This is a genomic window from Sphingomonas sp. GW821-FHT02B09 (assembly GCF_059421875.1).
Map to the genome: position 1 here is coordinate 22,730 of NZ_JBWKVV010000016.1, position 12,266 is coordinate 34,995.

Below are 12,266 nucleotides of genomic sequence, written 5' to 3' on the forward strand. Positions count from 1 at the left end.
GATGCCATGTCGTTCAAGATCGCCCTGCTCGGCGCGGGCAGGATCGGCCGCATCCACGCGGCCAACATCGCCGCGCACCCGGAACTCACGCTGTCGCACGTGGCCGATGTCCGGCCAGACGCCGCCGGGGAACTGGCCGCCGCGTTCGGTGCCCGTGCGGCGAGCGTGGGGGAGGTGCTGGCCGCCCCCGACGTTGCCGGGGTGATCGTGGCGACGAGCACCGACACGCACCTCGATCTCACGCTGCGCGCGCATGCCGCGGGCAAGGCGGTGTTCTGCGAGAAGCCGGTCGACGTCGATCTCGATCGCGCCCGCGCGGCCGCGCCGGGGCTGGCGGATACGCGCATCTTCGTCGGCTTCAACCGGCGCTTCGATCCGAATTTCGCGGAGCTGAAGGCGCGGATGGCGGGGGGCGAACTGGGCGCGCTGGAAACGCTTCAGATCACCAGCAACGATCCCGCCCCGCCCCCCGTCAGCTACGTCCGCACCTCGGGCGGGATGTTCGCCGACATGACGATCCACGATTTCGACACCGCCCGGTTTCTGCTCGGCGAGGAACCGACCGAGCTGTTCGCCTGGGGCAGCGCGCTGGTCGACCCGGCGATCGGCGAGGCGGGCGACATCGACACCGCGCGCATCCTGCTCAAGACCGCAAGCGGCAGATTGTGCGTCATCGCCAACAGCCGCCGCAGCGGCTTCGGCTACGACCAGCGCGTCGAGGCATTCTGCAGCGGCGGGATGCTTGCGGCCGGCAACATGACCGAATCGACGGTCCAGGTATGGCGCGAGCCCGGCGCGCAGATGGCACCGTTCCAGAATTTCTTCCTCGAACGCTATGCCGCGGCATTTCGCGCGGAGATCGCCCATTTCGCCGATATGCTCGCCGGGCGGGCGGCGCCGCTCGTCACCTTCGCGGACGGCGTCGCCGCGCTCGCGCTGGCCTATGCCGCCAGGCGATCGCTCGACAGCGGCGCGCCGGTACGGCTGGCGGATGTGTGACGTGCTGGCCCCGAAGAATCGGACGGGCGACCCGAAGGAAGACGTGACATGCCGATAGCGGACAGCCGGGGCATCCCGATCTTCTACGAAACGATGGGCGCCGCGGCGGGGGAGCCCGTGATCCTGATCGAAGGGCTGGGCGCCCAGTTGATCGGCTGGCGGCAGGAATTCTGCGAGCGGCTCGTCGCCGAGGGGTTGTTCGTGATCCGCCTCGACAATCGCGACGTCGGCCTGTCGGGTAGGGTCGCTATGTCCGGCGATGCCGCAGGCTACGATCTGTCCGACATGGCCGGCGACGTGGCGGCGGTGCTCGACGCGCTCGGGCTGGCGTCGGCGCATGTCGTGGGGCAGTCGATGGGCGGGATGATCGCCCAGACGCTCGCGATCGACCGGCCCGGCCGCGTGCGGTCGTTGGTGCTCTTCTATACCTGCCCCGCGTATGACGACGCCTTCATCGGCGAGGCGATTCAGGCGGAGCTCACCGCACCGCCGCAGCCCCCCGCCCGGTCGCGCGACGCGGCGATCGAGGCGCATGTCGACGGCGAGCGCCGCTGCTCTTCGACCGACTATCCGATCGACGAGGACTGGATCCGCACCGTCGCCGGGCGCAGCTACGACCGTGGCTATTCCCCGGAGGGGAGGGGCCGCCAGTTCGACGCCATCGTGCGGTCGCCGGATCGCCGCCCCGCGCTCGCGAAGGTCACCGTGCCCAGCGCGATCGTCCACGGCCGGGAGGATCGGCTGATCCGCGCCGAGGGGTCGATCGCGCTCGCCCGGGCGCTGCCCCGGTCGGAACTTTACCTCTATCCGGGGCTGGGGCACCAGCTCGCGCCCCCGCTGTGGGACGATTTCGCCAGGATCATCGGTCGCACCGTGGCCCGGGCGGGTGGGGCGCAGCCGTGAACCCGATCTACGAGATCGCCCGGCGCGCCTGGGGATTGCCGCACCGCGTCGGTCGCGTCGAAGTGCGCAGGGACCTGCGCACGACGATGGCCGATGGCACGGTCCTGCTGTCCGATCACCTGTTGCCCGCAGGCGACAGCACGGCACCGCTGATCCTCGTGCGCTGTCCCTATGGGCGGCGGACGCTGATCGCGCTGATCTACGCGCGCTTCTTCGCCCATCAGGGCTTCCAGGTGGTCGTCCAGAGCTGCCGGGGCACGGGCGGCTCCGGCGGCCGGTTCGATCGTCCGTTTCTCTGCGAAGCGAGCGATGCAGCGGACACGATCGCCTGGCTGCGTCGGCAGCCGTTCTATCCGGGGCGCTTCGCGACGCTCGGCGGTTCGTACCTCGGCTATACCCAGCTCGCCATACCCGACGAGGCGAAGCGCGAGATCGCCGCCGCCGTGCTGCAGATCACCCCCTCCAGCGTCCGCGATATCGTCTGGGACGGCGGCGCGCCGGGGCTGGAGGCGTCGCTTGGCTGGGCCACGCAGGTCACGCGCGGGCCCGACCGGATGATCCTGAACATGCTGCGCGGCCGCCGGGACGCGCGCGCGATCCGCGCCGCCGGCATGGCCCCGCGGCTGCTGGACAGCTACCTCCCGGTGGCAGGCGTCCCGGTCGGCTTCCTGGAGGACTGGTGGACGCACGGGGCAGCCGACCCGTGGTGGCAGGACCAGGACCAGTCGCGATCGGTCGACGGGTTCGACTGCCCCGTGTTGGTCCAGGGCGGCTGGTACGACATCTTCCTAGAGGCCGGGATCGCGCAATACGAGCGGCTGGCGCGGCGGCGCGACGATGCCCGGCTGACGATCGGCCCGTGGTCGCACGACAGCTTCACGCTGAAGGGCGCGCGGCTGATCCTCACCGAGGCGGCGGACTTCATCCGGTCCGCCTTTGCCGGTGAGCCGCCCGGCCGCCGCCCCGTCCGGCTGCTCGATGCGCGGACCGGCGCGGAACGACGGGTCGCGGCCTGGCCGCCGCCCGTCGAGGAACGACACGTCTATCTCTGCCCCGGTGGCACGCTGTCCGCCGTCGCACCGGACCAGGCGGGGGGTGCGACCGCCTTCAGCTATGATCCCCGCGATCCGACCCCTGCGATCGGCGGTGCGCGGCTGGCGCCGGGGGCGGGGCCGGTCGACAACGCGCCGCTGGAGCAACGCCCGGATGTCCTGACGTTCGAGACGCCGCCGCTCGACTCCCCCGTTCGGCTCGCCGGCGCGTCGATCTCGCTGTGGGTGTCGTCGGACGTCGCCGCGCCGCAGCTGTTCGTCCGGCTGAACCTGGTGGACGCGCATGGACGATCGACCAACGTGACCGACCGCATGACCGTCCTCCACCTGGCGGCGCCCGGCGCGCCTGCGTTGGTCACGATCGCGCTTCCGCCGACCGATCTGTGCGTCGCGCGGGGCGAGCGGCTGCGCCTCCTGATCGCCGGTGGCGCCTATCCCCGCTATGCCCGGAGCAGCGGCACGCCTTCCGCTCCCGACGACCGCATCGAACCGTGCATTGCCACGACGGCGATCCACCACGACCGCGCTCATCCCAGCAGTGTCTCGCTCCGCTTGGAACCGACGCCCCAAGGGTGATCTCGCCTTCCGGCGCGCGTTCACACCAGACGGCTGTGCAATTCGTCGAGCAACCAGCTTCCCGCTTGGGCGCCGAGGCGGTCATCCCGTCAAGCCGCAGCCGCAAGATCGTCATCCCGCACGACGTGATCGCCTACAAGCTGCGCAATCGAATCGAACGATGTTTCAGCAAGCTCAAGCACTTCCGCCGTTTCGCAACACGTTATGACCGACGCACCATCCACTTCTCTGGCTTCGTGCATCTCGCTGCCGCCATGATCTGGCTACGATGAATGTCGATCCGGCCTAGTCCGCGAGCTGGGCGGGATCGAGTGCGACGAATTCAAGGTCGCACCCGAGCCGCTCAAAGCGACCGCGGTGACGCGCCAGTTCGGTGAGCCTGTCACCGTGCTGGTCGAGCTGCGCGAGGCGATAGCACGACGCGCAGCGCGCGCGGCCGACAAGATACGCGCGCCAGGGTTCGCCGCGAGCCGCCTGATCGCGTTCGCGCATGGGAACCGCTATCGGCCTAATCCGCCCTCGGCATCGCGATCGGCGCGCCTCTCCCCATCGACCAACGATCCCCGCGTCATCGTCGGGATCGCGGGAAGGATGATGGAATCGATGTTCGAGCCGGGGGGCGTCTACACCAAGTGCGGAGTGCTGCTCGAAGACCTGACGCCGGTAGGGCAGGGGCAAGCGGACCTGTTCGCCGCGGCCGATCCCAAGGCTCCCGACCTGCTGACCGCGATGGATGGGCTGAACGCACGTTACGCATGGATTGCGAAGGCGCATCGGTTCGTGGTCGCGTTCGGCACTCCCTGATCCCTTGAAACCTTTGAGATTGACGCGGAGCGAACTTGATCGCGTTCCGTTTGTCACGTACCTAGATGTCGAAAACAACGGATGTTTGCAACGTGGCTGAAAGTCTCGAGGAGCGGCTCCTCAATCGCCTGCAATCGGGGGAAACCGTCGAGATGGCGGTCCTCGACGGCGGGGAAAGCTACGATTCCGCCAATCGGGCCCTGCGGAGCTTGGTCAAGAAGCGGAAGGCCGTCCGGGTTAGTCGTGGGCGTTATCGGGTAGCGCGTGGCGCTTCAAGCTCTACCGGTTCTATTAAGGACGCGATTACCCGCAAGGTGAGCCGATCCTCCCGCAACGTCTTCCTGCGAGCCGACTTCGACAGCCTCGGTAGCTACGACTCCGTCGGTCGCGCCCTCAAGGCACTTGTCCAAGAAGGACGGCTGATGTCGGTCGGATACGGTCTCTACGCCAAGGCCGCGCCGTCGCCGTTCACGGGAAAGCCGGCTCCGGTTGTCGGGATCAAGCTACTGGCGACGGAAGCCCTCCGACGGCTTGGCAAGACGGTCGGCCCCTCCGGCTTCGAGACGGCCTACAACGAGAAGCGCTCAACACAGGTCCCCACCGGCAGAGCGATAGCCGTAAAGGACCGGGTCTCGCGGCGCATCGGTTACGATGGCAAGTATGTCATTCTCGAACGCTCCTGACCGTCGCGTTCTCGGTCGGGTAGCCGGTGCACTCGGAGTCGACGAGGCTTTCGTTGAGAAGGACTGGTTCGTCGTCCAGGCCATACGCACGCTGGTCGCCTGCGGTACCGACGACATCCAACCGGTCTTCTCCGGCGGGACGTCGCTCCTGAAGGGCCACGGCCTGATTAATCGCTTTTCCGAGGACATCGACTTTAAACTCGTCCTGTCACAGGCTTTCGAGGAGCTTTCCGGTAACCAGCAGTCAAAAAGGCTGAGGGCATTTCGAGAAGCCCTGACCGGCGCCTGGACCGAGCAGGGATTTATCGTGAATGACGTCCAGTCCCGGGATAGCTACCGCTTCATTCAGGTCGAGATGACGTATCCCACCGTCCTGGACGGACATCCTTCTCTCCGGCCGCACATCCTGGCGGAGCTCTCTGCCAAGCCTCCGAAGATGACGGCAATCGTACGCCCCTTGCGATCCTTCGTCGCCCAAGCGGCGAAGGAGGAGGGCGAGGTAGCTGTCGCACCTTGCGTCAACCCCGTGGAAACGGCGGCCGATAAGCTAAGTGCGCTTGCTTGGCGTGTGATGGCACGCGACCGGAACGCCGAAAACGACGATCCGACTATCATCCGCCATCTCTATGACCTCGCGGCCCTGGAAAATGCGATCACGGGCTCTGCGGAATTCAGCCCGCTGGTCCTGGACGTTTTGCAGGCCGACCGGGAAAGAGGCGGCGGGGTGCTCGCCGAGATGCCGCCTCCCGGTCGACTTGCAGCCCTACGGGAGCGGCTAGCGCAAGACGGGCTCTACCGCGACGAGTACGAGCGCTACGTCGCCGCCATCGCCTTTGCCGGGCCGCCTGAGGTACTGTCCTTTGATCTTGCCCTGACTGCACTAGAGCAGATCAGCACCGCGGCGCTGGCAACGTGGGACCGCTAGAGGCTGTTATGAACCTGGGGCGATCGCGGCAGTTTGCTTCATCATGAGGCAGGCGAAGGCGACGACGTGAAGTCCGGCGAGTGTTTCGGCATATCTCTCGTAATCTTTGACGAGGCGTCGGAAGCGGGTCGCCCATGCGAAGGAACGCTCGACGACCCAGCGTCGTGGCAGGAGGACGAAGCCGCGCTTGGCCTCGGGCAGTTTGACGACCTCGAGAGCGATGCCGTGTCTGGCAGCGGCGTCGGCGGCTCGCTCGCCGGTATAGCCCTGATCGACCCAGGCGAGTTCAACGGTGTCGTCGGTGACGGCCTGTACGGTGCGGGCGAGCCGTTCCACCTCACCGCGATCCTCTGCGCTGGCTGGTGTGACATGGAGCGCCAGCAGATGGCCCAGCGTATCGACGGCCATGTGGATCTTCGAGCCCTTCTTGCGCTTGCCCCCGTCATAGCCGGCGCGCTCGCCACTCTCGGGCGTGGAGCGCAACGTCCGGCTGTCGATGATCACAGCACTCGGCTCGGCCCTGCGCCCCGCCGCCAGACGCAACACCGCGCGCAGATCGTCCACCAGCGCCTCGAAGCATCCCGCTGCCAGCCACCGCTGCGTCTGCTGGTACACCGCCGCCCATGGCGGCAGGTCGTTGGGCATCCATCGCCACGGCGCACCCGTCTTCACAATGTAGCGCAAGCCATTGAATACCTCGCGCAGATCGTGTTCGCGCTGACCCGCATCCTCACGCTGCAACAGCAGATACGGCATGACCAGCAACCATTCTTCGTCGCTGACGTCAGACGGATACGGCTTGCGGCAAATGCTCATCCAAGAACGGATGAATCAGCCAGGCTCGCAAGTCCATAACAGCCTCTTGACACTAGTCGCATGCTGTCAGCCTGACAGGCATGACGTTGGAGGCGGAACAGGTGGCGGTTGAATTATACGGCGTGAGCGTGTCCGAGCAGAAACTCGAGGCGGGGAAATGGCACCGCCATAGGCACGGTAGCGCCTACGCCGCCGTAATACTTTCAGGCGGTTACTTCGAGTATGGAGATACCGGGCGCTGGCATGTGGAGTCAGGCGACATCGTGGCGCATGCCGCTTTCGAGGCTCATGGAAACCAGATCATTCGTTCCGGTTCCACGGTTCTCAACATTCCGATCCCACCGGGACTAAATTTGCCGGCAGTCTTCCGGATAGCTGATCCGGACCTCCTCATAAACGCTGTTCGATCCCGTGAGCGCGACATTTTGCCTTTGCTGCAACCGACTGTGATTCGCTCGCCTTTGATGACGGACTGGCCAGACCTGCTGGCTGCCGATTTGCGACAGCGCCCCGTATTCATCGGAAATTGGGCACATGTTAGAGGGCTCGCCGCCGCAACCGTAAGTCGCGGTTTTCGAGACGCATTCGAAACGACCGCAGTACACTATCGTCTTGCCGCCCAAACCCGATCAGCGTTGCAACGAATGTCTTCCGGACTGGATCGATTGGCGGACGTTGCGCAAGCCTGCGGCTTTGCCGATCAGGCCCATATGTCCCGGGCAATCGTGGCAGTCACGGGAGTTTCTCCCGGTGTTTGGCGAAGGGGTCAAAACGGTTCAAGATCACGCCACGCTGATCGGGCAGGATTAATCCTTACCACTGGTCAGGTAGACGATGATTCTAACAACCCTATTGTTTCTCACCGGGACGCAGCAGCCGGGTTCGGCGCATGAAACCCCGCCCGTTCAAAAGCAGGCATTCAGTCTCGCCCTAGGCGATCTTCTTCAAGCGAACGGCACCCGTGCCCGTGAGCGGCTTGTCGGGATTCCCTCTGACGTTCTCGACGAACGCGACGCCAGATCCCGTACATGCGTCCTCTCCCGCCTCGATGCCGCACCGCCCGCCGGTCCCGTCTTGTCGCCCCGCACGGGGCGCCCCGATCGCTTCGCGGAAGACGTGATCGCAACCTACCGGCGCTACTGGCGCCGGAGCGTTATGGATGTCAATCGGCGTCCAAAAAGGACCCCCTATCGGCGTCCAAAAGGGATCCCCTTTGTCGAGCGGTGTGACGGGTATGGCGGGCGTGCCGTTCGCGCTGGTTGCGGCGTAGGGCGGGCGTAGCCCGACCGGAGGCGCAATCAGCGCGAAGCGTCTTCTGCCGGTGGTCGCGGGCGTCAGCAGCGATGCTTGAAGCGCCAGCTGTCGTTGCCGGTCTCGACGATGTCGCAGTGGTGGGTGATGCGGTCGAGCAGCGCGGTGGTCATCTTGGGGTCGCCGAAGACGGTCGGCCACTCGCCAAAGGCCAGGTTCGTCGTGACGATGACGGAAGTGCGCTCGTAGAGCTTGCTGACCAGATGGAAGAGCAACTGACCGCCCGAGCGGGCGAACGGCAGATAGCCCAGCTCGTCGAGCACCACGAGGTCGAGCCGGGAAAGCTGAGCCGCCAGCGTGCCGGCCTTGCCGAGGCGGTTCTCCTCCTCGAGCCGGTTCACCAGGTCGACCGTATTGAAATAGTGCCCGCGGGCACCGGCCCGCACGACGTTGGCGGTGATGGCGCTGGCCAGGTGGGTCTTGCCGGTGCCCGTTCCACCGACCAGCACGACGTTGCGCTGGCCCGCCAGGAACGAGCCGCTGTGTAGCGAGCGTACGAGCCCCTCGTTGATGGGCGTGCCGTCGAAGACGAAGGCGTCGAGGTCCTTTACCGCTGGCAGCTTGGCGGCCGACATTCGGTAGCGGACCGACGCTGCATGGCGGTGGGTTGCCTCGGCACGCAACAGGTCGGTCAGGATCTCCATCGTCGTGCGCTTGCGTTGCAGGCCGGTGGTCACCGCCTCGTCGAAGGCGCCGGCCATGCCCTTGAGGCCGAGCCCCGCCATGGCCGTCATCATCTCATGCCGCTGCATGGAGGCCTCGCAGGCTGTCGTAGCGACCGCAGTCGGCACGCGGCGGATGACGCAGCGCCAGGTCTTCGGGCGTGACGATGGTCAACGGTCGTGGCGGTTCTCGCCTGCGGGCCAGGATGTTGAGGATGACATCGTCGCTGGTGACGCCGGCCAGCAGCGCCTCGCGCACGGCTGCTTCCACCGCCTCCAGCCCGTCGTCGAGCACGGCCGCCAGCACCCGCACGAACCGCCGGTCGGCATCGTCGCCGGCGCCGAGCTTGCGACGCAGCCGTGACAGCGCGGGCGGCAGCTCCCGGCCCTGGAACGGCGCGCCGTTGCGCAGGGCGCCCGGCTTGGTCAGCAGCACCGGCAGATAGTGCCACGGGTCGTAGATGGTCCGGTCCCGACCGAAGAACCGGGGATGGTCGGCAACGACCTCACCGTCGCAGCGCACGACGATGCGGTCGGCATAGGCACGCACCTGGACCGCGCGCCGCACCGCTTTGGCCATGACCGAGTAGCGGTTGCGGTCGAAGTTTATCAGGCACGTGCCGCTTACCGCGTGCTCGCTTTCGTGAAACCCGTCGAAGGGCGCAATGACGGGCTGAAGCACGCTGCGCTCGACAGCCCATGCCTGGGCAACCGTCAGTTCCTTCTGCTCGGGATGCTGGTGCAGCTCCGCCCAGCGTCGACAATCCGCCTCCAGCCAGCCGTTCAGCTCCTCCATGCTGGCAAAGCGCAGGCGTGGCTGGAAGAACCGGCCGCGTGCAGTCTGCACCTGGTTCTCGACCTGACCCTTCTCCCAGCCGGCTGCTGGTGAGCATGCCGTCGGCTCGACCATGTAGTGGCTGGCCATGACCAGGAAGCGCCGGTTGAAGATCCGCTCCTTGCCGGTGAACACGCTCGTCACCGCCGTCTTCATGTTGTCGTAGATGCCGCGCGTCGGCACGCCTCCAAAGAAGGCGAACGCCCGCGCATGAGCGTCGAACAGCATCTCTTGCGTCTCGCGCGGATAGGCCCGCACATACATCGTGCGTGACGCACACAGCCGCACATGAGCGACCTTCACGCGCATCGGCTTGCCCGCAATCTCGACGTCCTCGTGGCTCCAGTCGAACTGATAGGCCTCGCCCGGCCGGAACAGCAGCGGGATGAACGCCGGCGCATCCATCACGTCACGACGCCGAACCTGCCGCCAGCGCGCCGCATAGCGGCGCACCGCGTCGTACGAGCCGTCAAACCCCTCACGCAGCAGCAGATCGTGGATGCGCGTGAGCCGCAGCTTCTCGCGCCGCGGCCGCGCCTCGTCCTCCTCCAGCAACGCGTCCAGTCGCGCCTGGAACGGCCCCAGCTTTGGCAATGGCTGAACCTCGCGCCGGTAGCCCATGTCCGCCTCCGGCGACCGGATGGCCTTGCGCACTGCTTTGCGAGACAAATGCAGGTCTCGCATGATTGCCTTGATGGCTTTCCCCGTCGCGTGCTCGCGCCGGATCCTCAACACCGTCTCCAATACCAACATCCCGATCTCGCCGCCTGACACACCGCCAAGCGAACAGCCTAGACCACCGGGATGAGGGGTCCTTTTTCGACGCCGATCACCCCACTACCGGGGTCCTTTTTCCACGCCGATCCACACGCGATGATTAAGGCCGTTCGCCCACAATCGCGCGAGAGCTCGTAAATACGGCCATCAGAAATACTTTCGATGTCCGGTTCCACGGTTCGACCCTCTAAAGACCGTATGTTCGGGCCGCGAAGGTAGCCCGCCCCCGTAGTAAGCAGGATACGGGGGTTGCGCCGGATGGGCCGGCACCTAGCCCCAGGCTTAAGCGAGGGCAGACCATGGAGAAGGATAGCGAACTTTTCGTCGGACTCGATACGTCAAAGTTGAAGATCTCGGTTGCAGTTGCCGATGGCGAACGGAATGGCGAAGTCCGGTTTTTCGGCGACATCTCAGCCGAGCCGAAATCCGTGGCGTCGATGGTGACCAAACTGGCAAAGCAGGGCGCCAAGCTTCACTTCTGCTATGAGGCTGGTCCGACGGGATACGAGCTTTACCGCCAGATCATTGAACTCGGCCACTGTTGCGAGATGGTGGCGCCATCGCTCATTCCCAGGCGTCCCGGCGACCGGGTCAAGACCAACCGTCGTGATGCTGTAAGCCTAGCCCGGCTCCATCGGGCTGGTGAGCTGACCGCGGTCTGGGTACCGGATGAAACGCATGAGGCCATTCGCGATCTGGTACGAGCGCGAGAGGTCGCAAACGATGGCTTGAGAAAAGCGCGACAGCACCTCCAGTCCTTCCTTCTGAGGCATGGTCGCGTTTATGCCGGTCGCTCGCCCTGGACGCGGGTGCATAGCCGATGGTTGGCGATCCAGTCTTTTGCCCACCCGGCTCAAAATATTGTGCTGGCAGAATACATCCAGGCAATCGAAGACGCCGCGGTCCGCCTGGATAGGCTTACAAAGCAGGTCGCTGAGGCTATGGCATCCTGGTCGATGGGGCCGGTCGTCAAAGCCTATCAGGCAATGCGCGGCGTTGCGCTTATCACGGCTGTCACCTTCGTGGTCGAGATTGGCGACGTCAGGCGCTTCGACTCCGCCCCACAGTTGATGGCCTATCTCGGCCTTGTGCCTTCTGAAAGCTCGACCGGAGACCGGGTGCGACGTGGCGGCATCACAAAGGCTGGCAACGTCCGAGCCCGCCGGGTGCTGGTCGAGGGTGCGTGGACCTATCGCTTTCCAGCGCGAGTGAGCCGTGACATCGAGGCGCGTCTCGACGGATTGCCAAGATCGGTTCGCGAGATCGCCTGGAAGGCCCAGATCCGGCTATGCGCGCGCTATCGTAAGCTCATCATGGCGGGCAAGACCAAGACTGTGGCGGTTACCGCAATCGCGCGCGAGATGGCCGCCTTCTTGTGGGCGATCGGGCGCGAGGTATCACCTGCGGCACAAGCCTGAAACCGTAGCCGCAAACAGGCTGAAAGGAGAACTTCGAGTTTTAACCTCGCGCTGAAGTGCAAACTTGGGGGCAGGGCCCCGGTGGAGAACCCTCGTGTCCGCTTTGTGGCAGGCTACAAGCCCACGCCCGATCGAAAGACAGAGGCAGCTCCAGACGAACCTACGGATATGCGGTAACCAACCCGCGCATAAGAGTATGTCAACCGTCGTCGAAAGCCCTGCCTCCAACTTTGCACATAAGCCTCAAGCTATTTGCTTCATCAATACTGATGGAAGGATATTCTCATGCCCAAATCTCTTGTAAACGAACATAAGAGCGGACTGGGCGCTAAGTCCCGAACTTCTGCGTTTCCAGTCGGTCGATCTCGCTATGACCGCTTCTGGCGAACACTGCCTTTGATGCTCGCGGTTGGGAACGTCGGCTTCGTCCCAATGCACGAAGCCGCTGCGCGGCATTGGCATTTGTCGGTGAGGTAGCGCGTCAGCGCTGAGGTTTGGCCCTGCG

The 12,266-nt window shown here is 65.3% G+C and carries 13 protein-coding genes; 9 read left to right on the forward strand and 4 right to left on the reverse strand.

The window, feature by feature from the left end:
• The first annotated feature begins 6 nt into the window (after positions 1-6).
• The 7 genes from iolG to AC07U4_RS24205 all read left to right on the forward strand — a co-directional run bounded on the left by iolG (position 7) and on the right by AC07U4_RS24205 (position 5,942).
• Complete coding sequence (gene iolG, locus AC07U4_RS24175; RefSeq protein ID WP_495197487.1) at positions 7-999, forward strand: inositol 2-dehydrogenase; 993 nt, start codon at positions 7-9, stop codon at positions 997-999.
• A gap of 48 nt (positions 1,000-1,047) precedes the next feature.
• Entirely contained in the window at positions 1,048-1,902 is an 855-nt protein-coding gene (locus AC07U4_RS24180) for an alpha/beta fold hydrolase (RefSeq protein ID WP_495197488.1), read from the forward strand.
• Positions 1,899-3,530, forward strand: a complete 1,632-nt coding sequence (locus tag AC07U4_RS24185; RefSeq protein WP_495197489.1) for a CocE/NonD family hydrolase — start codon at positions 1,899-1,901, stop codon at positions 3,528-3,530. The genes AC07U4_RS24180 and AC07U4_RS24185 overlap by 4 nt, the downstream gene beginning before the upstream one ends.
• 35 nt (positions 3,531-3,565) lie before the next feature.
• On the forward strand, positions 3,566-3,802 hold the full coding sequence (locus tag AC07U4_RS24190) for a hypothetical protein (protein ID WP_495197490.1): 237 nt from the start codon (positions 3,566-3,568) through the stop codon (positions 3,800-3,802).
• An 85-nt stretch (positions 3,803-3,887) separates the two neighbouring features.
• Complete coding sequence (locus AC07U4_RS24195; protein ID WP_495197491.1) at positions 3,888-4,334, forward strand: DinB/UmuC family translesion DNA polymerase; 447 nt, start codon at positions 3,888-3,890, stop codon at positions 4,332-4,334.
• 92 nt (positions 4,335-4,426) lie between these two features.
• Positions 4,427-5,017 carry a hypothetical protein gene (locus AC07U4_RS24200; protein ID WP_495197492.1) on the forward strand — a complete coding sequence of 197 codons (591 nt, stop codon included), beginning with the start codon at positions 4,427-4,429 and terminating at the stop codon, positions 5,015-5,017.
• On the forward strand, positions 4,995-5,942 hold the full coding sequence (locus AC07U4_RS24205) for a nucleotidyl transferase AbiEii/AbiGii toxin family protein (protein WP_495197493.1): 948 nt from the start codon (positions 4,995-4,997) through the stop codon (positions 5,940-5,942). The genes AC07U4_RS24200 and AC07U4_RS24205 overlap by 23 nt, the downstream gene beginning before the upstream one ends.
• A gap of 6 nt (positions 5,943-5,948) precedes the next feature.
• Here AC07U4_RS24205 and AC07U4_RS24210 read toward each other — a convergent pair whose 3' ends face one another.
• On the reverse strand, positions 5,949-6,758 hold the full coding sequence (locus AC07U4_RS24210) for an IS5 family transposase (RefSeq protein WP_495197494.1): 810 nt from the start codon (positions 6,756-6,758) through the stop codon (positions 5,949-5,951).
• An 80-nt stretch (positions 6,759-6,838) separates the two neighbouring features.
• Between AC07U4_RS24210 and AC07U4_RS24215 the strand changes: the two genes are divergently transcribed.
• Positions 6,839-7,651, forward strand: coding sequence for a helix-turn-helix domain-containing protein (locus tag AC07U4_RS24215; protein ID WP_495197495.1), 813 nt, complete (start codon positions 6,839-6,841; stop codon positions 7,649-7,651).
• A 441-nt stretch (positions 7,652-8,092) separates the two neighbouring features.
• Here the strand turns inward: AC07U4_RS24215 and istB are convergent, their stop codons facing one another.
• The gene (gene istB, locus AC07U4_RS24220; protein ID WP_495197496.1) at positions 8,093-8,821 is read right to left on the reverse strand and encodes an IS21-like element helper ATPase IstB; all 729 of its coding nucleotides are present in this window, start codon (positions 8,819-8,821) and stop codon (positions 8,093-8,095) included.
• Complete coding sequence (gene istA, locus AC07U4_RS24225) at positions 8,808-10,319, reverse strand: IS21 family transposase (RefSeq protein ID WP_495197497.1); 1,512 nt, start codon at positions 10,317-10,319, stop codon at positions 8,808-8,810. The genes istB and istA overlap by 14 nt, the downstream gene beginning before the upstream one ends.
• Before the next feature lie 323 nt (positions 10,320-10,642).
• Here istA and AC07U4_RS24230 point away from each other — a divergent pair, with 323 nt between their 5' ends.
• Positions 10,643-11,761, forward strand: coding sequence for an IS110 family RNA-guided transposase (locus tag AC07U4_RS24230; RefSeq protein WP_495197498.1), 1,119 nt, complete (start codon positions 10,643-10,645; stop codon positions 11,759-11,761).
• A 243-nt stretch (positions 11,762-12,004) separates the two neighbouring features.
• Here the strand turns inward: AC07U4_RS24230 and AC07U4_RS24235 are convergent.
• On the reverse strand, positions 12,005-12,266 hold a 262-nt coding region (locus AC07U4_RS24235), incomplete at its 5' end, for a hypothetical protein (protein ID WP_495197499.1).

Excerpts from the sequence above, each read along its gene's own strand:
- iolG (WP_495197487.1), top strand. The coding sequence starts at position 7 with ATGTCGTTCAAGATCGCCCTGCTCGGCGCGGGCAGGATCGGCCGCATC.
- AC07U4_RS24180 (WP_495197488.1), top strand. The coding sequence starts at position 1,048 with ATGCCGATAGCGGACAGCCGGGGCATCCCGATCTTCTACGAAACGATG.
- AC07U4_RS24205 (WP_495197493.1), top strand. The coding sequence starts at position 4,995 with ATGTCATTCTCGAACGCTCCTGACCGTCGCGTTCTCGGTCGGGTAGCC.
- AC07U4_RS24210 (WP_495197494.1), bottom strand. The coding sequence starts at position 6,758 with ATGAGCATTTGCCGCAAGCCGTATCCGTCTGACGTCAGCGACGAAGAA.
- AC07U4_RS24215 (WP_495197495.1), top strand. The coding sequence starts at position 6,839 with ATGACGTTGGAGGCGGAACAGGTGGCGGTTGAATTATACGGCGTGAGC.
- istB (WP_495197496.1), bottom strand. The coding sequence starts at position 8,821 with ATGCAGCGGCATGAGATGATGACGGCCATGGCGGGGCTCGGCCTCAAG.
- istA (WP_495197497.1), bottom strand. The coding sequence starts at position 10,319 with ATGTTGGTATTGGAGACGGTGTTGAGGATCCGGCGCGAGCACGCGACG.
- AC07U4_RS24230 (WP_495197498.1), top strand. The coding sequence starts at position 10,643 with ATGGAGAAGGATAGCGAACTTTTCGTCGGACTCGATACGTCAAAGTTG.